Genomic DNA, 18,925 nt, shown 5'->3' with positions numbered 1-18,925 from the left:
CAGGCGGAATCACATACGTCGTCGTAGTGTCGTCCATCCTCCCGATCATCGTTGGCATCCTCGTCCTCGGACTGGGCGCGCAGTTGCTGGCCAATCGCCTCCGCATCCCGAGCGTCCTGTTTCTCATCCTCATTGGCCTGTTGGTCGGTCCCGAAGGGCTTGGCTTCGTCTCGATCGATACCTTTGGCGCCGGCCTCTCAACCGTCGTCGGTCTGAGCGTCGCCATCATCATCTTCGACGGGGCCTTTCACCTCCGCCGGGAAAAACTCGAGTTGGCCCCTCGAGCCATCATCCGGTTGACGACGCTCGGTGCGGCCATCGCCCTCGGCGGGACCGCCCTCGCCGTCCGGTACTTCCTCCACACCGACTGGGGAATCGCCTTCCTGATCAGCGCCCTGCTGGTGGCGACCGGCCCGACCGTGGTGACGCCCATCCTCGAAGTGATCACCGTCCGCGAGCACGTCGAGGCCGCTCTCGAGGCCGAGGGAATCGTCAACGACGTGACGGCCGCGCTCCTGGCCATCGTCATCTTCGAGACGGTCGTCGTCGGGGACGAGCGTTCGCACGTACCGGTGTACTTCCTTCAGCGCTACGCGGTCGGCATCGGCGTGGGAATCGTCGTCGCCATCGTCGTCTACGCCCTGCTGACGCGAGTTAGACAGCCCGCGGGCGACGCCCCACAGACCGCCCGTCTCGTCGTACTGATCGGCGCGTTAGCCGCCTTCGGACTCGCGGATTCGATCTTCGCCGAGACGGGCGTGGCCGCGGCCGGGACGGCCGGGTTCGTCCTGGGCAACCTGGACCTGCCACATCGCGAGGAAATCGAGGGATTCAACCGCGACCTGACGCTGCTCGTGCTCTCGTTCGTGTTCATCTCGCTGGCCGCGCTCATCGACGTGGAAGCGCTCCTCGGCCTCGGGTTCGGCGGCATCGCGGTCGTCGTCGCGGTCACGCTGATCGTTCGACCGCTGATCGTCGCTGCAGCGACCACCCACTGGCGATTTAGCGCGGGCGAACGGTACTTCTTGAGCCTGGTCGGCCCGCGAGGGATCATCCCCGCCTCCATCGCCACGCTGTTCGCCATCGAACTCGAGACGGCCGGAAACGCCGTGGCCGCACAGACCCTCGCCGGCACCGTCTTTCTCGTCATCTTCATCACGGTCGTGCTACAGGCGGGGCTCGCCCGCCAGCTCGCGGAACACTTCGAAATCGAACCAATGCGCACCATCATCGTCGGCGGCGGTCGGGTCGGCCGAACGCTCGCCACGCGACTGGAGAACCGTGGAGAGAACGTCATCCTCGTCGACAGCGACTCGGCGACCGTCGAACGACTCCGTCAGGAGGGGTTCTCGACCCACCACGGCGACGGCACCTCGACCGAGACGCTTCAGGAGGTCGGCATCGACAACGCGAAACTGGTCGTCGCCACGACCGCCGACGACGACACCAACCTGCTGGTCTCTCAGCTCGCCTCCACGCGCTTCGACGTCGAACGCGTCCTCGCCCGAGTGAACACACCGGAGAACGTAGAGGCGTTCGAGACGCTCGACGTGGACGCCATCGACGTCTCGAGCGCGACGGCCTGGACCATCGACAACGAGATCGAACGCCCGGCGCTGGCTCACTGGATGAACGAACTCGGTGAGGGCCACGACGCCCAGGAGATCGTCGTCACCGCGGCCAAACTGGTCGGGACGACCATCCGCGACCTCGATTCGGAGATTCCCGACGGCTGTATCGTCGCCGTAATCGCCAGTAACGGAGAGACGCACGTCCCCGAGGCCGACACCGTCCTCGAAGAGGGCGATCGGGTCACGTTCATCGGCCGCGAAGACGCCGTCCGAACGGCCGTCAAGCGGTTTCACCCGCGCGACTGAGTCGGGTTGTCACGCTCGAGCGGCAGGTTCGAGTCAGAACGCTCTCGAGCGGATGTTCTGAGCCAGAAAAACCGGGGCGCTTTTGATAGCTGTGTGGGAACGACGTATCAAACGTGAGTGAGGACGCCGATCCCCCCGAACTACTGGCCCTCCTCGACGACGAGTACGCCCGCGCGATCCTCACCGAAACGAGCGCCGAACCCATGTCCGCCAGCACCCTGAGCGACCGCTGTGACGCATCGCTCCCGACGATCTACCGTCGCCTCGAGCGGCTTCGGGAGTGTGACCTGATCAGCGAACAGACCGAACTTGCACCGGACGGTAACCACTACAGCGTCTACGCGGCCCGCCTCGAACGACTTGAGGTGACCCTCGAGGACGGCGAACTGTCCCTCGAAATTACCCGGAAGGACGAAGACGTCGCCGACAAATTTACCCGAATGTGGGAGGGATTGCGATGACCAGGGGCGTCGTCCGACTCGATCAGGCGTCGACGTTCGAGTTGCTGACGGTCGCGAGTCTGCTCCTCGTCGCGCTCGTGGGGACAGTCCTTGCCGTGCAGGCCTACCGCGGCTATCGGCGAAACGACAGTCGAGCGATGAAGTATCTCGCCATCGGCTTGCTATTGCTGACACTCGGCCCGTTCGTAATCAACGTCTCGGTGACGACGTTCACCGCCGCCGATCAGGCGACGACAGTCTTCCTCGAGAACGTGAGTCGATTGCTCGGGTTGCTGGCGATCACGTACTCGCTGTACGGAACGAAGTAGGGGGCCAAGGGGACGGCGTGGGTGGCGGCGAACGATTTCGGAGAACGAGGTGTGGGCGGCACTGGCGACCGATTCGGCCAATACAAGCTCTCGAGCGGACAGAGCGATTGTACGAAATCCTCGGAGATATACTCCGATGATACCACCCGGTATAGATCATACTATCCATCAAAGACGCGGTGCCTCTTAAAGAGTCCGCGGTCTTTTCTCTGCGTGAAGTCGCTCGTCCGATTTGATTATACATCGGTCTCAACGGGTAGTTGCAGGCCGTAACCGGCGTGCTGGGCGGAGTCGGCCCTCCACTGCATCCATCAAACCGAACGTGCCTCTGACACCACGTTCGACACGCCGCTCCGACCCATCGACGCCCGAGGTGTACGCACACACTCGACGGCTCAACTGCATCCACCCCCATTGATATTTTCCCCGACATGGAAATACTTAGATAAGAGTGTAAGCGTACGAATGCGTATGGGGTGGACTTACGACGGACTGGTTCTCGCAGCGATCACACTCGTGGTCGTCTGCGCCGGGTGTACGGTGGCAATTTCCGGAGAGACGCAACCGGATGGGGAAACGCTTCTCGAGGAGGCGGTGACGTCTGACGATGTACCGCCGCTAACCGGGGAGCGGACAGTCACGTTCGCGGACAGTGCAGGAACGTACGAGACGACAGAACGCGTCTGGGAACGCCCGCCGTCGAAGATGCGAACGGAAGTGATCGACTCGAGCGGTTTCGAGGAGAGCCACGAAGGCGGGATTGCCGTTCGAAACGGCTCGACGCTCTGGCTGACCGACGGTGAGACTGACAACGTGACTACGTACGATCTCGAATCCAAGTCCGAGTCCGAGTCCGAGAGCGAGAGCGAGAACGAAGCCGACGACGAGGCACGATTACTGGAGGAGCGCCTCGACCGGTACGACGTGGCCTACGAGGGGACCGAAACGGTCGCGAACCGGACGACCCACGTCGTCTCGGTCGAACCGAAGGAGACGACAGTCGACCGTGGCATTGGCGTGCTCGTCGGCGACACCCGCTACGTCTACCCGCTCGAGACGAGTGCGTACGAGGAGACTGACTTCGAGGGCGGGACGTTCTGGATCGACGACGAACACGGGTATCCGCTCGCAATGCAGGGAACGTACACGGACGTCGACGGCACCGAACTCGAGGTCACCAGCACGTTCGAGACCGTCACGTTCGGAGCGGACCTCGAGGACGGGTTGTTCGACCCGCCGGTGGAAAACGGCACGAGTGACGAGGAGTCGGTCGAAGAGCCTGAATTCGAACAACACGAGTTCGAGGACCGCTCGGAAGCGAACGAGTACCTGCGATTCGAGGTTCCGAACGCCACGTTCCCCACAGAGTACGAACGTCAGTCCGTCTCTGCGGACCAGTGGAACGGCGTCCAGACCTACCACGAGGAGTACCGCGTTGGCGAGGACCTCCTCTGGTTCAGCGTCTCAGAGGGTGATCTCCGCGATGACGACCCCGACCGTGAGAACGTCGGCGAACTCGAGGCGACCGTCTCGGCCTACAACGGGACGACCCTCGTCACCTGGGACTGTGGCGAGTTGACCTACCAGTTGAGCAGCTCGATCGATGAAGCGGCGTTGCTCGAGCGGGCCGAGGAAATCGGCTGTCAGTGACGCAGTTCACGCAAACGAGTACCTGACAGACCCGCCACTCTCGAGCCTACTTTCGGCTGAAAACGGACGGCTAACCGACGTTAGCCGTGGATGCCCATCGCTTCGATCTGCTCTTGATACCGGTTTCGGATGGTGACTTCGGTCACCTGCGCGACGTCGGCGACCTCTCGCTGGGTCTTCTTTTCGTTACAGAGCAGCGAGGCTGCGTAGATCGCCGCGGCGGCGTACCCGGTCGGTGATTTTCCGGAGAGGAGCCCTTCTTCGGCCGTTTTCTCGATGATTTCGTTGGCCTTGGTCTGGACCTCTTCGGAGAGTTCGAGTTCGGAGCAGAAACGAGGGACGTACTTTTTCGGGTCGACCGGTTTCATCTCGAGGCCGAGTTCCTGCGAGATGTACCGGTACGTGCGACCGATTTCTTTGCGTTCGACGCGGGATACCTCGGAGATTTCTTCGAGGCTGCGCGGAATGCCTTCCTTTCGGCAGGCAGCGTACAGTGCGGACGTGGCGACGCCCTCGATCGATCGTCCGCGGATCAGGTCCTCTTTGAGCGCGCGTCGGTAGATGACCGACGCGACCTCGCGGACCGATCGCGGAACACCGAGTGCCGAGGCCATGCGATCGATCTCGGAGAGGGCGAACTGCAGGTTGCGTTCGCCGGCGTCTTTCGTCCGGATGCGTTCTTGCCACTTGCGCAGTCGATGCATCTGACTGCGCTTTTTCGAGGAGATGGATCGACCGTAGGCGTCTTTGTCCTTCCAGTCGATCGTCGTCGTGAGTCCCTTATCGTGCATCGTCTGCGTCGTCGGCGCTCCGACGCGGGACTTGTTCTGTCGTTCCTGGTGGTTGAACGCCCGCCATTCCGGGCCGGGGTCGATCTGTTCTTCCTCCACGACGAGCCCACAGTCTTCACAGATGAGCTCACCCCGGTCGGAGTCCTTGACGAGGTTGTCCGAGTTGCACTCGGGGCACGCACGTACCCCCTCTTGATCCTCGGTCTCGTCCGTCTCGCGCATTCGCTCCCGCTGGCGGGTGGACCGTGTCATCGCACTTTTATAGTAGTAGCACGGTATTATATAAACCTTTGGTCCGTATGTTCGTTGCAGGGATCGAATCGACCGGATTCGACCGACTCGGCCGGGTTTCTGCCCGGATTTCGGCACAGAACCACAACAGTTTTAGCCAGTGTATGGCGACAATTCGGCGTATGCCGGTCATCGAGTGCGACGTCGAAGACGCCCGCGACCGTCTCCAGGATGCGGGAGTGACGGTCGAGTCGGGAAACACTGATCACGAACGTTGGCGGGCGTCTCACGGGGGTGCGACGGCCGTCGCCTACGAGAACAAGGTGGTCGTACAGGGGAGTACGCCCCGCAATCTCGAGGCCCTCCTGCGCGAGGGCGGCGGTCGCGCGCACGTCTACTTCGACGGTGGCGCGCGCGGCAACCCCGGGCCTGCCGGGATTGGCTGGGTGATCGTCACGAGCGAGGGCATCGTCGCGGAAGGGAGCGAGACGATCGGGCGCGCGACGAACAACCAGGCCGAGTACGAGGCCCTGATCGCAGCGCTCGAGGCGGCCCGCGACTACGACTACGACGAGATTCACGTGCGCGGGGACTCCGAACTCATCGTCAAGCAGGTTCGCGGCGAGTACAACACCAACAATCCCGAATTGCGAGAAAAGCGGGTGACCGTCCACGAACTCCTTCGCGAGTTCGACGAGTGGACGCTCGAGCACGTTCCCCGGGAGGTCAACGATCGAGCGGACGCGCTGGCGAACGAAGCGTTGGATCAGGCTCAGTGAGAGGCGCGAGATCGGTTCTCTGCGGCCACGAACGTCGACCGTCTCTCGTCACAGGATATCGACGTCCACCCCGTTCTCGCCCGTACCGACGTCGATGGCACCGTTTCGGTAGATGATGATGCGGTGGCCCAGAAGTCCGAGCGAAAAGACGACGTCGTCCGATCCGCCGTCGGTCCTGACCGGATCGTCGACGGCGAACACGATCGACTCGAGCGACGGGGAGCCATCGGTGATGGGGTCGAACGTCTCCGTCGGCACGTCTGTTATCGCTCCTTCGACGGAGAACGCGATCGCTCCAGGCGACGCGTCGGTCGACTCGGTGCCGTCGCCTGACGAAGCGGAGACCGTGTCCATCCCCGGCGAAAGATCGTCCGTATCGGGCGTTTCGACGCCGACGTCCACCGTTTCGAGCCGAAGCGAGGCCTCCTTCTCGAGATCGGTCCTGACGGTGCGTGACTCGTCGACCGAAATATCGACGCGTACCGGTTTCAGGGAGGCTCCCTCGAATTCGCCCAGTAACCCTCTGGTCACCGTAATCACCCCTTCAGCCGCGAACGCGATCCGATTCGGTGGTCGACACACGATGCGTTCGTCGGTCAATCGAACGTTTCGGTTTTCGCCGATGTCAACGTGAACACTCATTGTCGTACCCGTTCGTTCGTACTTTCGCTGAGCGCATGTGAAACGGTGTCGTATAGATTCGAGACAGGTTCGCTGTCGAGTAATACGCACCGAGGAGACCGTCCGCGGGTATCGACCGAACCGGGTACTCGAACGAACGTCTACAGAGAACAGCTCCCGCCAGTGCGACGTTGGCGCGCCACCCGTTCCTCATCCGTGCCAACTTGAGCCAAACACGTATCGACTCCAGGCATCGTAGCGCCGACGCGAGCAGAAACAGCACGCCCAATAGCCTCGAGCCCCACCGTTCGAGACGAATGACCGGCCACGACGCATTCGAGTCCGAACCGGGCGAGAACGACGCCGACGGTGCGTCCGACGCAGCGCACGACCTGCCCGCCGAGGTCGTCGACGAGGCCGAACGCCTCCGACGTCTCGAGCGAAACGCCGTCGACGAGGAGGCACGCGAGGCCTACGCCGATCGCCGGGAACGGTTGCTCGACGAACACGACTACACGGAGCACGTCCGGGCGGACGACGGCGACGAGGTGCTCGTCTTACATCCCGAGGAGTGGCACGACCAGGAGGCCGGGGTCATCAGAACGGACCGCATCGAGGATCTCACGCGCGCGGTCGAAATTCCGCTCGACGGGCCGGGCGATCCCGAGGACTGGGAGACCGTCGACGAGCGAAACCGGTCGCTCGCGGCCGAGGTTCGCGACGTTCACGGCGACGTTCACGGTACCACCGCCGAGGCGCTCGCGGACTTCATGGGGAACCACTACGCGAAACCGATCACGTCGGCCTCGAGCGACGAACTCGCGGAGTTCCGGTCGGAGTACTTCGTTCGCAACGCCTGGCCCACCGAGGCGCAACTAGACGCGTTAGACGACTCTCTCGAGCGTATTTACGAGACGGCCGAAAAACCGGTGCCCGAATTCCGGTCGGAACCGTCCCGGTGATGTCAGAACGGGTTCTTCAGTAACTGTTCTCGATGATATCGCCGATCTCGTCGGCGCGGTCGTCGCCCGTGACGACCTTCGAGAGCGACCACTCGAGACCGTCGAGGACGGCCTCGTAGCCGTCGTCAGTTAGTTCGTACTGGTTGGTTCGCTTGTCGAGTTCGCTCTTTTCGACCAGGCCGAGGTCGACGAGTTCGTCGAGGTTGGGGTAGAGTCGACCGTGGTTGACCTCCGTCCCGTAGTAGTCCTCGAGCTCGCGCTTGATGGCCAGGCCGTACATCGGCTCCTTCGCCAGGATGACCAGAATGTTCCGCTGGAACGCTGTAAGTTCGCGTGCGATACTCTGCTCGCCGGTGATTGCTTGTGCCTCTGACATGGATGTGCAAATGTCACCAAGATATTTAAGAGTTACCAACTATTCAATTTGAGCCAGTGCGCGGTAACGGGTGCTACGCGGGGCAGACGGCCCGTATGCGGGCGAATTTCGGTTCGTTCGACTCCCACGTGAAACACCAGCACGTCGTGGCTCCACGGGATTACGAAAGTACTTTTTGATCGACCGCGGACCTGCCTGTATGGTCAATCTCTGGGAAGACCTCGAGACCGGACCGAACGCACCGGAAACGATCTACGCCGTCGTCGAGTGTCTCAAAGGCGAGCGAAACAAGTACGAGTACGACAAGGACGTGCCGGGCGTCGTCTTGGACCGCGTGCTCCACTCGAACGTCCACTACCCCTCGGACTACGGGTTCATCCCGCAGAGTTACTACGACGACGAGGACCCCTTCGACGTGCTCGTGCTCGTCGAGGACCAGACGTTTCCCGGCTGTGTCATCGAGGCCCGTCCCGTCGCGCTCATGAAGATGGACGACGACGGCGAGCAGGACGACAAGGTCGTCGCCGTCCCCGAAGAGGATCCCCGGTACGATCACATCCAGGACCTCGAGGACATCCCGCAACAGCAACGGGACGAGATCGACGAGTTCTTCTCGACGTACAAGAACCTCGAGGAGGGCAAGGAAGTCGAAACGCAGGGCTGGGAGGACAGGCAGGCTGCCTACGACGCGATCGAGCACGCCCAGGACCTCTACGAGGAGCACTTCGGGTAACGCCATCTGAGCGCCGTCGCGATTTTCTCGAGTGCCGAATACCCGAGAGTTATTCGATCGGCTCGACCGATACGTTATGAGCATGGGTAATTTTATGGGCATCGTTGGCGTAGCTAGAGGTGAGATGGCGACCACCGAACACCCCACCCACGACCCGGCGTCGGCTGACGACGAGGAACCCGGAATGGCCCACCTGACGGTCGTCCCGACGAATTTCGACCCCGACGCGGCGAATCAGCGCCGAGACTGACCCGGTGTGCTGAAGTCGATCACACTCGGCAAGACGCCCGGCAGAACCGGAGGGGCCCTATCGGTCTCGAAAACAGTGTCTCGAGACGAACCTTCTTGTAGCCGGTCGGACTACGGTCCCCCATGGGTCTGTTCGACCGATTGCGCGGCGATGAGAACCCGCGCGTCGCGTTTATCGGTATCGACGGTGTGCCGTACAGTCTGTTGACGAACAACCGCGATCGATTCCCCAACTTCACCGCGCTCGCAGACGAGGGGACGGCGAGCGAGATATCGAGCATCGTTCCGCCCGAGTCGAGCGCGTGCTGGCCGGCGCTCACGACCGGCGTCAATCCCGGCGAGACCGGCGTCTACGGCTTCCAGGATCGGGAGGTCGGCACCTACGAGACGTACGTTCCGATGGGGCGGGAGGTGCAGGCGACCCGCCTCTGGGACCGCGTAACAGAGGCGGGTCGTAAGGCAACCGTCTTCAACGTTCCCGTTACGTTCCCGCCACAGCGGGACGTCCAGCGGATGGTTTCGGGTTTTCTCTCCCCCGACCTCGAGAAGGCGGCGTTTCCCGACGACGTTCGCGAGTACCTCGAGTCGATCGACTATCGCATCGACGTCAACCCGAAACTCGGCCACGAGGCAGACAAGACCGAGTTCATCCAGGACGCCCACGAGACGCTCGACGCCCGCTTCGAGGCGTTCCGTCACTACCTCGAGACGGACGACTGGGACCTCTTCTTCGGCGTCTTCATGACGACCGACCGGGTGAACCACTTCCTGTTCAAGGACTACGAGCGCGACGGCGAGTACCGTGAGGAGTTCCTCGAGTTCTACGAGAAACTCGACGACTACATCGGGCGCATCCGCGGGCTGTTGCCCGATGACGTGACCCTGATCGTCGCTTCCGACCACGGCTTCACCAGCCTCGACTACGAGGTCCACTTCAACGAGTGGCTCCGCGAGGAGGGCTGGCTCTCCTTCGACACCGACAACCCGGACGAACTGGGCGACATCGCCGACGAGACGCGCGCGTACTCGTTCATCCCCGGCCGGTTCTACCTCAACCTCGAGGGTCGAGAGCCCCGCGGATCGGTCCCACAGGAGGACTACGACGCGGTTCGCGACGAACTGAAGGCCATGCTCGAGGGCCTCGAGGGTCCCGACGGTCGGAAGGTGGTCGACCGCGTCGTCGAGAAGGAGACGGCGTTCCGCGGCGACCACGACGATATCGCGCCGGATCTCGTGGCGATTCCGAACAATGGCTTCGACCTCAAGTCGGGGTTCAAAGCCGACAGCGACGTCTTCACCACGGGGCCGCGTAACGGGATGCACAGCTTCGACGACACGAGTCTCTTCATCGACGATCCCGACGCCACCATCGAGGACGCGGACCTCTACGACGTCGCGCCGACGATCCTCGACCTGCTCGAGGTCGACGTCAAACGGTCGGCCTTCGACGGCGCGAGCCTGGTATAGAGCGAGTCACCAGCTCCCGTTTTTACGGATACCGACTATCGAATGGCGTCACCGATCGACGAGCCACCGGTATCCGTTTCGGAGTAGTTGCCCAATACCCACGACCGTCGCCAGAACGGCACCGACGAAGACGATCGAGGCGACGAATTCGAACGACGGAAGGGGCGTGAATCGAACGAGCACGAGGAGAACGACCACGATGGCCCAGACGGCCGAAAGGGAAATGCCGATCCAGACGAGCATTCGAACGAGGGTGACTCGCACAGTCACCAGAGACGTCGCCGCGAGTATCGGTATTGCGATTTGCCGAGGTCGAACGGCGTCTCTTTCGTCACCTCGCGGAACGGTTCCGCTCGAGAACGCGTTTTCGAATCCGTTTTGACAGTCCCGATGCTGGCTCGAGTATGCGCGACGCCACCGACGTAGAAGGCGACGGCCAGGAGGAAGCGGAAGGCGACGCCGACGTTAGTGACGACTCGAGCACGCTGACGGAGGTCATCCACGCCCGCGGTCACGAGCACGTCTCCGCCCGACACGCGAGCACCTTCGAGATCACGACCGACGACTACCTCACCCCCGCCGGCGACTGCATCCTCGCCATCGACGCCGACCGCGCCCCCGCCGACTTCGACCCGGCCTTCGTCGAGGCCTGTCGGAACGCCGACGCGACGATCACGGTCTCCATCGAGGCCGACGGGCACGTCGACAGCGTGGCCGGGCGAGGGGACCCCGACCTCGAATTCGCCAGCGAGCGCAGTGCCGTCGGACGGACCAGTACGTACGTCGACGAGCGGACGGTCCTGCTCGAGGCCGACGTCGCCGCCGAGGGGTTCGACCGCGAACTGGTGGCCGCACTCGCCGACGGTGCCGAAGCGCGGGTGACATTTACCGTCTCGTCCCCCGAGTGATCGACGGGAGCGAGATTAATCGGTGCGCCGTCCGTCGGCCGCCGAATCCTCGAGACCCGTCCGTTCCTCGCTCGCTGATGCCGTTTCGAGTATCGAGCACATCACGGCGATTGCGATGACGAATATCTGTGATCTATTGAGACGTATCCCAGTATTCCGGCACTGGTACACCCCTCCCTCGAGCGGAGTCGCGACTGACGGTACAGCGAGACGACGACATCTTCACGCGTGCTCGGCCGGCCTCACCGCATCCCGTCGGGGAGCTCCTGCACCGGCGGCCGACCGATAGTACGACAGATCCCGTCCAGAAGCAACAGCAGGCTCTCTTTGTGCCGAGGCTTGTTGTAGTGAATCGACGTCGGAGCGACCCCGTACCGATCGTACTCGTCGAATGCGCCCAGTGGCACCGACTCGTGTTCGGTTACGTCTTTGCGAAGCTCGACCGCGAGGGCGTGTAGGTGGATGAGTTCCTGTTTACGCATTCCGTCAACTCCTCTCACGCAGATTCGTTCGGCTGGCCGATCTGTGGGTCTCCCTCGTAAATTCGAACCGTTCCGTCCGAACCGATGGTGATGGTGTAGCCCTCGTGTTCGAATTCGACATTGACCGTCGAATCGTGCGCGCTCGCGTGACGCAGCAGCGTCACGACCGACTCCAGTTCGATGGATTCGTACAACGGTCCGACGTCGGTCTCGGGCACCTCCTCGAGGGCCGCGATCGCCTGGACGAGTTCTCCCGTCAACGCGTCCGTTTCGTCCTCCATCGAGTCGAGTCCCATCTCGCCGTTGGCTGCGTGATCGAGTTGACTGCTCATATCTCTGGATAGCGGGCCAACGAACACCTATGAAAGCGGTGTCCCTAAATGTCGAGGTATATCCGCCATTATCGTTTCTCGAAACAATTTCACCAGCAGAAACTGGAATTATAATCGCTGTAAACGGGACGAAGAACGCTCCTCGAGCACGAACTGAATTTTGGGTCGGAAAACGCGACACCCCCTATCGATCTTTGCCCGACGTGGCGAGCGCACCCTCGCCGATCTCCTCCAGGACGTGTTCGTGAAACGCTTGCAAGACGGCGCTCTCGTCTTCGGCCAGCACCACGTCGCTCGCCGAGAGCGTCGCCAGTCCGAACGCACGCGGCGTCGGCGAATCGACGAGTCGTCTCGAGACCTCGAGTTCGCCCGACTCGAGGCGCGAAACGATGCCTTCGATCTCCGCGACGTTCAACTTGTCCTCGAGGAGTTCGCGGTAGGTTTCCTCGATGACGGCGAAGTCCTCGAGGCCCTCTGCGAATCCGAGCAGCATCTCGCTCGAAACCTGTTGCTCGCTGGCGGACTTCTCGTAGCCCTTGTACCGCTTGAGGATCATCAGCGAGCGCGTGGCGTTGATCCGGAAGTACCGTTGGAGGAGGTCGGTTCCCGACAGCGCACGTCGAAGGTCCGGGCGGACGTCCTCGGCCTCGAGGTCGGCGAGAATGCCCTTGAGATCGACCTTTCGGTTCAGCGGCATCGAGAGGACGAACCCGTTGTCCGCGACGGCGACGCGGACGTCTGCCGTCGCCTCCTGGGCACACCGGTAGGCGAGCAGCCGCGAGAGGCCGTCGTTTATTCGGCGACCGTAACAGGAGTGGACGTAGTAGTGGCGCTCGTACTCGTCGCGGTCCCGTTCGACCTCGACGGCGAGTCGGTCGGGCGTGCTCACGCTCTCGACGCCCGCGTAGCGAATTTGGTAGTCGAACAGCCTGGACATCGCACGGACGCTCGAGTCGTCCAGGGGAAACTGACGAAGCCAGGCGCGAACGCGTGAGGAGCCGCCCTCGTCGTAGTGGTCGAGGAGCGTCCGCTGGAACGCGAGGATTTCGCGGCCCATGTCCGAGGAGAGCGGCAGGCGCTCGGAGTACCAGGACGGCACCGTCGGCCGCGCGCTCGTCCGGTCGACGTACACCTTCGACCCGCGCCGGTAGCGGTACTCGAAGTGATCCCCGCCGAGGACGAACACGTCGCCCTTCTCGAGGGTGTCCAGATAGCCCTCGTCGAGTTGGCCGACCCACGCGCTATCGGCGCGCGTGTAGACGTCGCAGGTGAAGGAGTCGGGAATCGTGCCGACGTTAGTCATGTAGATGACGCGGGCGAGTCGGCCACGTTTGCCCATCAGTACCTCGCCGACGGGGTACTCTGAGTAGTGGTGCTCGCCGTCGGGTGGATCGTTCGCGTCCCGCCAGACCTTCGCGTAAACGTTTCGGTCCTCCATACCGCCGTACTCGGCCGTGAGGTAGGCCAGGAGTTGCTCCCAGTCGTCATCGCCGTAGCGCCTGTAGGGATAGGCGTGTCGCAGGGTCTCGAGCACCTCTCGTTCCGGTCGAATTTCGGCGATCGCCATTCCGTAGACCTGCTGGGCGGCGACGTCCTGGGCGTTCTCGGGGATCGACACGGAGTCGACGAAGCCCTCCTGGGCCTTCTTGAGCATCACGGCGCACTCGAGCAACTCGTCTCGGTCGAGGGCGATCACTCGACCCGTGACGGTCTGACCGACCCGATGGCCCGCCCGGCCGACGCGCTGGAGCAACGCAGCGACGGACTTCGGCGAGCCCACCTGCACGACGAGGTCGACGTGGGGCATGTCGATACCCAGTTCGAGGCTGGTCGAGGACGTCACCACGTCGAGGTCGCCCGCTTTGAGCTTCCCTTCGACCCGGTGTCGAACGTCCTTCGAGAGGCTCCCGTGGTGACACCCCGAGTTGTCCTCGTCGTAGGCGTCGAACCGCTCGCGGAGCGTGTGCAACACGCGCTCGGCACCCGAACGTGTGTTCGTGAAGACCAGCGTGTTGGTGTGGTTCTGGATGTGCTCGTGTAAGAGTCGGTAGAACCGGTCCTGGACGAGGTCTCGTGAGGTGTTGATCAGGTCGTCGGCAGGGCACTCGAGGCGGAGGTCAAACTCGCGGGCGAAGCGGGCGTCGACGATGTCGTAGTCTCGAGGGGTTCGTTCAGTTTCGAAATCCGAGCTAGCGGACCCCGGCTCGCTCGACGGTTCACACCCGACCAGAAACTCCGCGACCTGCGAGAGCGGCTCGATCGTCGCCGAACAGCCGATCCGCGTGACGTCGTGATCGACCAGCGCCTCGAGTCGCTCGAGGCTCACCGACAGGTGCGTCCCGCGTTTACTGGCCGCCAGCGAGTGAATCTCGTCGACGATGACGTACTCTACGTTACGCAGTTTCTCGCGGAACTTCGGTGCGTTAAGCAGGATAGCCAGCGTCTCCGGCGTCGTGTTGAGGACGTGTGGCGTCGTCTCGAGCATCGCCTGGCGTTCGCTCGAACTCGTGTCGCCGTGACGAATCGCGTGGCGGATCTCGCCCATCGAGTCGCCGCGCTCTTCGACGATCGATTCGATCCCCTCGAGCGGGACCTCGAGGTTCCGGTGGATGTCGTTGGCCAGCGACTTCAACGGCGAGACGTACAGACAGTACACCGCGTTCTCGAGTCCGTCGCCGTCCCGGTCGCGCTTGAAGAGTTCGTCGATGATCGCCGTAAACGATGCCAGCGTCTTCCCGGAGCCCGTCGGCGCACAGATCAGCGTGTTCGTTCCTGCGTGGATTTTCGGGATGGCCTCGCGCTGTGGCGGGGTGAAGAAGCCGCCGTTCTCGGGGACGTACTCACCGAAGGCCTCGAGCCACCACTCCTGGACTGCCGGCTCGAGTAACTCGAAGACGTCCCAGTCAGCGACGTCGGCCGACTCGAGTGCGGGCGGCAATGACGGTCTCGTCGAGTGCGACGACTCGTCCCCATCCATCGTCAGTCACTGGGGTCCGACCGCCTAAGAGGGTTTGGTCAGCGGGGTGAAAGTGGACGGCTACAGTTCGAGCCACTCGCTTTGGACGTTGTAGTCACGGAGTTGCCACCGTTGCTCGACGCGGCCGTCGCGGCGTCGGACCTCGACGATCGCATCGAACAGCGGTTCGAACAGGTTGACTGCGTCGTGATCGCGCGCCAGCGGAAGGTGAAAGTGACCCATTCCCGTCGTGCTGCGGACGGTAGTCGTCGTGATGTGGAGCAGTTTGAACACGTCTTCGGGATCGTACTCGCTCAGTAACGGGACGATCGAATCGACGCAGACGCGCAGTTCGGCGGGATCGAGGCCGCCTTCTGTCGACTCGATTTCTCGAATCGCGTCGATGACGTCCGTTCCGAGGGTGGCGAGCGGCCGACCGGCCGTATCGATGGTCGGTTCCTGTGCTGGTCGGACGGTGTGTTCGATGTGCCGCGTCCGCGCGTCCGTGGACTCACAGACGCAGCCGTGGCCGCGGTACGTCGCGTCTCGAGCCGTCACGGCGAGTCGATGGCGTTCGCTATCGGTGTGCGTCCCGAGCAAGCGCTGACACGCGACTTCGTGCGCTGCTTGCTCGCTGCTCCCGACGACCAGTACAGTACTTCCGTTCCGTTTGAGTCGGTCGAGCGCCTGCGCGAACGTGACGCCGTCTGACACACCGGTACCTGACTCAGTCTGCATCCATTTACAACCTCACCGTCGATCGCAATAAACATTGCGGTCGTCATTCATCTAAGTAAGTTCAACTCGAACAAAATTCGTCGGACGAGTTCGGCGGATAATTCGCTGGGGAGTGATCCAATCGGCCATTTTTTCACGAATGACCACGCAGTGGTCGCATGGACGACCGCGACGACCGTAACGACCGCGACGACCTCGCCGAAGCGCTTCGGGAGCTGAGCGCGACGCTGAACGCGCTCCGCGACGAACTCGAGGTCGACGCCCGGTCCCGAGACTCCCGTCGACGACGGTTCTCGTTACGCCCGCCCACGCCGGGCGAACTCGCGCGGTTCGGGGACGAAGTCGCGATTCCGGCCCTGATCGCGACCCTCGAAGCAAACATTCGCGCGCTCGAGGCCCTCAGGCGCGGGCTCAAGCTCGCCCGAGGCCAGCGAGCGGTTCGCGACGCTGCAACGGACGCCGCCGATCGGACGGCTAGCCGTTCGAGCGAACTCCGCGATACTACGCTCACGCACCTCGACCGCGCGCTTCGAGAACTGCAGGACGCCGTCTCGGGCGACGCCGACGAAGTCGGGATCGAGGTCGACGATCGGACGCGAACGTTGCTCGAGGACGCCAGGCGGCTTCGCGACGATATCGACCATCGACTGGCGGAGCGCGTCGACCGGATGGAAGCGTCCGAATCCGACGCCGCGTCTCAGCCCTACCGGATCGACATTCAGTCCGGGGACGACAACCAGCGACCCGCGGGTGACCAGCGGTCGACGAGGGACGAGGACGGAGAGAGCGACAGCGGTGCCCGTCTCCCCGAGGAATCCACCGACTCCGGCGTCGACGTCGACGCCGAACTCGAGACGCTGCGGGATCGATACGGCGCCTCGAGCGCGAGCGAAACGAATGAAACGGACGAATCTGCGCCGGCCGAGAACAACGGCGAGTCGGCGGACGAGGGGGAGTCGAGGGGTGACCTGGACGGGACGCGAGCCTCGAGTACCGGCGAAACAGGGGCGAACGACGGCTCGAGTGACGGCGAAGGAAACGGCAACGACAACGAAAACGACGGAGACAGCAGAGACGAAGAAGACGACGAATAGGTCTGCGAGCGAGCGACCGCTCAAACCGGTTCGAACCGGTAGCCGTCCCATGCCTGGCTCTCGGTGACCTTGATCCCCACACCTGGTTCTCGAAGTTCTTCGACGTAGACCGGCCGAACCTCGTCGCCGGTCTCGACGTCTCCCGTCGTCAGCTGACCCAGGGCTCGAACGGACGGTTGGTCGACCTCGAGCGCGTCCTCGAGGTCGAACTCGACGATGGCCAGGTGATTCGGTTCGCGGACGCCGGGCGGGGTGGCGGTGCTCGTCGTCCAGGTGACGACCGTCGCGGTGAACTCGCTCAGGTCGACCGTGTCGACGGGTTCTTCGCCGTCGGGTCCGAGGTGGTGACCGGGGAACCCGATCGTCCCGTCGGCGTAACGGTAGGCTTCCATCGTCATGCTGCAGCCTCCATGATCGTCGTGATGACGCAGTTGCCGAACCCGCCGACGTTACAGCACAGGCCGACGTCGGCGTCGACCTGGCGCGGGCCGGCCTCGCCGACGAGTTGCTCGTAGATCTCGACGCCCTGGGCGACGCCGCTTGCCCCGAGGGGGTGGCCCTTCGACTTGAGGCCGCCGGAGGTGTTGATCGGGAGATCGCCGGTATCGCGTTCCGTGTCGCCTGCCTCGACGCGCTCCCAGGCCTCGCCGTGATCGGCGAAGCCGAGTCCCTCCATCTGCAGGAACTCGAGGATGGTGAACATGTCGTGGAGTTCGGCCACGTCGACGTCCTCGGGGCCGTGGCCGCTCATCTCGTAGGCGGCCTCGCCGCTCTCGACGACGCCGTTCATGACGGTGGGGTCGGGCCGCTCGTGGACGACGTGGGTGTCGGTCGCCCCGGCGACGCCCGCGACGACTACGTACTCGTCGGCGTACTCCTTCGCCACGGATTCCGGGCAGAATACGAGTCCGGCGCTGCCGTCGGTGATCGGACAGAAGTCGTAGAGTCTGAGCGGGTCGGCCACAATGGGCGACTCGAGGACGGTCTCTAAGTCCACTTCCTTCCGGAACTGCGCGTGGGGGTTGTCGACGCCGTTTTTGTGATTCTTCACGGCGACCTTTCCGAGGCTCTCCCGGGGCGCGTCGAATCGCTCGAGGTAGTGCCGGGCGGTCATCCCCGCGAACGAAGGCAGGGTGACGCCGTGTTTGTACTCCTCGGGGTGGGTGATCGAGGCGATGATGTCGGTCGATTCCCCGGTCGTTCGGTGGGTCATCTTCTCGCCGCCGACGAGCAGCGTCATCTCGCTGGCCCCGCTGGCGACGGACTGCCAGGCGGCGTAGATGCCGGCCCCGCCGCTCGAGGAAGTCTGATCGACCCGCTGGGCGTACGCCGGCAGGAGGTCGAGGTCGTGAGCGAGCATGTTCATGATGCCGCCCTGGCCCTCGAACTCGCCGCTAGACATGTTCGCGACGTAGCAGTGCTCGACAGCGTCGGAAGCGACGCCGGCGTCCTCGAGGGCGGCGATGCCGGCCTCGGCGAGGAGATCACGGATCCACGCCTCGCGCTGGCCGAACTGGGTCATCGACGCGCCGATGATCGCAACGCGTTCCATGCTCACACTGAGTCAGGTCACGCATTTATAGGGTGAGGATGCTGGCAGAATCGCTGTTAATCGTTCCTGGATCAGCTGTCTATCTCTCCAGGTGGTGTCGGGATTAGTCTGCGAATACGGCGTATCGATGTAGTACTCCAGAGTGAGCACGTTATCAGTGTCCTCCACCTTCGTAGGCAGTCGTCAATCGTCGACCGTGGTCGGAGGTCATCCGATTCGATCGCTCGCGAGTATAGAGGTGCCACACGCAACTAGCGTTCCGCTCTTGTTCGTGTGCTCGAGCATCACCCCGTGAGGGAAGACGATTTTTCTCGCTCGCAGGCATTTGGCTGGTTTCCCCCCACGGGCAAGACAGTAC

The 18,925-nt window shown here is 63.1% G+C and carries 21 protein-coding genes; 11 read left to right on the top strand and 10 right to left on the bottom strand.

Features of this window, described 5'->3' with window-relative positions; all coding sequences use genetic code 11:
• The first annotated feature begins 26 nt into the window (after nt 1-26).
• The 4 genes from ACFQO4_RS20465 (at nt 27) to ACFQO4_RS20450 (ending at nt 4,296) form a co-directional block, all read left to right on the top strand.
• The gene (locus tag ACFQO4_RS20465; RefSeq protein ID WP_500262580.1) at nt 27-1,877 is read left to right on the top strand and encodes a cation:proton antiporter domain-containing protein; all 1,851 of its coding nucleotides are present in this window, start codon (nt 27-29) and stop codon (nt 1,875-1,877) included.
• Nucleotides 1,878-1,990: 113 nt separating this feature from the next.
• On the top strand, nt 1,991-2,338 hold the full coding sequence (locus ACFQO4_RS20460) for a winged helix-turn-helix domain-containing protein (protein ID WP_254156545.1): 348 nt from the start codon (nt 1,991-1,993) through the stop codon (nt 2,336-2,338).
• Nucleotides 2,335-2,646, top strand: coding sequence for a DUF7521 family protein (locus tag ACFQO4_RS20455; RefSeq protein ID WP_500262579.1), 312 nt, complete (start codon nt 2,335-2,337; stop codon nt 2,644-2,646). The genes ACFQO4_RS20460 and ACFQO4_RS20455 overlap by 4 nt, the downstream gene beginning before the upstream one ends.
• Nucleotides 2,647-3,117: 471 nt before the next feature.
• Nucleotides 3,118-4,296, top strand: coding sequence for a LolA family protein (locus tag ACFQO4_RS20450; protein WP_500262578.1), 1,179 nt, complete (start codon nt 3,118-3,120; stop codon nt 4,294-4,296).
• Nucleotides 4,297-4,376: 80 nt separating this feature from the next.
• On the opposite strand, the gene ACFQO4_RS20445 is transcribed toward ACFQO4_RS20450, so the two are convergent.
• Nucleotides 4,377-5,339: a transcription initiation factor IIB gene (locus ACFQO4_RS20445; protein ID WP_254156548.1), complete on the bottom strand. Its 963-nt coding sequence runs from the start codon at nt 5,337-5,339 to the stop codon at nt 4,377-4,379.
• A gap of 161 nt (nt 5,340-5,500) precedes the next feature.
• On the opposite strand from ACFQO4_RS20445, the gene rnhA reads away from it, so the two are divergent.
• On the top strand, nt 5,501-6,097 hold the full coding sequence (gene rnhA, locus ACFQO4_RS20440) for a ribonuclease HI (RefSeq protein ID WP_500262577.1): 597 nt from the start codon (nt 5,501-5,503) through the stop codon (nt 6,095-6,097).
• Nucleotides 6,098-6,145: 48 nt separating this feature from the next.
• Here rnhA and ACFQO4_RS20435 read toward each other — a convergent pair whose 3' ends face one another.
• Nucleotides 6,146-6,739, bottom strand: a complete 594-nt coding sequence (locus tag ACFQO4_RS20435; protein WP_500262576.1) for a hypothetical protein — start codon at nt 6,737-6,739, stop codon at nt 6,146-6,148.
• A gap of 296 nt (nt 6,740-7,035) precedes the next feature.
• On the opposite strand from ACFQO4_RS20435, the gene ACFQO4_RS20430 reads away from it, so the two are divergent.
• Nucleotides 7,036-7,680, top strand: coding sequence for a DUF7108 family protein (locus ACFQO4_RS20430; protein ID WP_500262575.1), 645 nt, complete (start codon nt 7,036-7,038; stop codon nt 7,678-7,680).
• Nucleotides 7,681-7,696: 16 nt separating this feature from the next.
• Here ACFQO4_RS20430 and ACFQO4_RS20425 read toward each other — a convergent pair whose 3' ends face one another.
• Nucleotides 7,697-8,056 (bottom strand): PadR family transcriptional regulator, encoded by a 360-nt coding sequence (locus ACFQO4_RS20425; protein ID WP_500262574.1) that lies wholly within the window; start codon nt 8,054-8,056, stop codon nt 7,697-7,699.
• Nucleotides 8,057-8,255: 199 nt separating this feature from the next.
• On the opposite strand from ACFQO4_RS20425, the gene ACFQO4_RS20420 reads away from it, so the two are divergent.
• From ACFQO4_RS20420 to ACFQO4_RS20410, 3 genes are all read left to right on the top strand, one after another.
• Nucleotides 8,256-8,789 carry an inorganic diphosphatase gene (locus tag ACFQO4_RS20420; protein ID WP_500262573.1) on the top strand — a complete coding sequence of 178 codons (534 nt, stop codon included), beginning with the start codon at nt 8,256-8,258 and terminating at the stop codon, nt 8,787-8,789.
• 124 nt (nt 8,790-8,913) lie between these two features.
• Nucleotides 8,914-9,039 carry a hypothetical protein gene (locus ACFQO4_RS20415; RefSeq protein WP_500262572.1) on the top strand — a complete coding sequence of 42 codons (126 nt, stop codon included), beginning with the start codon at nt 8,914-8,916 and terminating at the stop codon, nt 9,037-9,039.
• Between the two features lie 122 nt (nt 9,040-9,161).
• Nucleotides 9,162-10,505, top strand: a complete 1,344-nt coding sequence (locus ACFQO4_RS20410; protein ID WP_500262571.1) for an alkaline phosphatase family protein — start codon at nt 9,162-9,164, stop codon at nt 10,503-10,505.
• 48 nt (nt 10,506-10,553) lie between these two features.
• Here the strand turns inward: ACFQO4_RS20410 and ACFQO4_RS20405 are convergent, their stop codons facing one another.
• Nucleotides 10,554-10,775, bottom strand: a complete 222-nt coding sequence (locus ACFQO4_RS20405) for a hypothetical protein (protein WP_500262570.1) — start codon at nt 10,773-10,775, stop codon at nt 10,554-10,556.
• 215 nt (nt 10,776-10,990) lie between these two features.
• Between ACFQO4_RS20405 and ACFQO4_RS20400 the strand changes: the two genes are divergently transcribed.
• Nucleotides 10,991-11,413, top strand: coding sequence for a DUF371 domain-containing protein (locus ACFQO4_RS20400; RefSeq protein ID WP_500262607.1), 423 nt, complete (start codon nt 10,991-10,993; stop codon nt 11,411-11,413).
• A gap of 242 nt (nt 11,414-11,655) precedes the next feature.
• On the opposite strand, the gene ACFQO4_RS20395 is transcribed toward ACFQO4_RS20400, so the two are convergent.
• The 4 genes from ACFQO4_RS20395 to ACFQO4_RS20380 all read right to left on the bottom strand — a co-directional run bounded on the left by ACFQO4_RS20395 (nt 11,656) and on the right by ACFQO4_RS20380 (nt 15,921).
• A complete protein-coding gene (locus tag ACFQO4_RS20395; RefSeq protein WP_500262569.1) occupies nt 11,656-11,895 on the bottom strand; it encodes a UPF0058 family protein in 240 nt (79 codons plus the stop codon).
• 14 nt (nt 11,896-11,909) lie between these two features.
• On the bottom strand, nt 11,910-12,227 hold the full coding sequence (locus ACFQO4_RS20390) for a HalOD1 output domain-containing protein (RefSeq protein WP_500262568.1): 318 nt from the start codon (nt 12,225-12,227) through the stop codon (nt 11,910-11,912).
• Nucleotides 12,228-12,411: 184 nt separating this feature from the next.
• Entirely contained in the window at nt 12,412-15,204 is a 2,793-nt protein-coding gene (locus ACFQO4_RS20385; RefSeq protein ID WP_500262567.1) for an ATP-dependent helicase, read from the bottom strand.
• A 60-nt stretch (nt 15,205-15,264) separates the two neighbouring features.
• Nucleotides 15,265-15,921, bottom strand: a complete 657-nt coding sequence (locus ACFQO4_RS20380; RefSeq protein WP_500262566.1) for a DUF7504 family protein — start codon at nt 15,919-15,921, stop codon at nt 15,265-15,267.
• Nucleotides 15,922-16,079: 158 nt separating this feature from the next.
• On the opposite strand from ACFQO4_RS20380, the gene ACFQO4_RS20375 reads away from it, so the two are divergent.
• Nucleotides 16,080-17,015 carry a DUF7547 family protein gene (locus ACFQO4_RS20375; protein ID WP_500262565.1) on the top strand — a complete coding sequence of 312 codons (936 nt, stop codon included), beginning with the start codon at nt 16,080-16,082 and terminating at the stop codon, nt 17,013-17,015.
• Nucleotides 17,016-17,035: 20 nt separating this feature from the next.
• On the opposite strand, the gene ACFQO4_RS20370 is transcribed toward ACFQO4_RS20375, so the two are convergent.
• Both ACFQO4_RS20370 and ACFQO4_RS20365 read right to left on the bottom strand, forming a co-directional pair.
• Entirely contained in the window at nt 17,036-17,413 is a 378-nt protein-coding gene (locus ACFQO4_RS20370; protein ID WP_500262564.1) for a nucleic acid-binding protein, read from the bottom strand.
• Complete coding sequence (locus tag ACFQO4_RS20365) at nt 17,410-18,567, bottom strand: thiolase family protein (protein WP_500262563.1); 1,158 nt, start codon at nt 18,565-18,567, stop codon at nt 17,410-17,412. The genes ACFQO4_RS20370 and ACFQO4_RS20365 overlap by 4 nt, the downstream gene beginning before the upstream one ends.
• Between the last annotated feature and the right edge of the window lie 358 nt (nt 18,568-18,925).

Source organism: Saliphagus sp. GCM10025334 (assembly GCF_042663485.1).
Lineage (GTDB): Archaea > Halobacteriota > Halobacteria > Halobacteriales > Natrialbaceae > Natronosalvus.
This window is presented reverse-complemented; position numbering and strand designations above follow the sequence as displayed.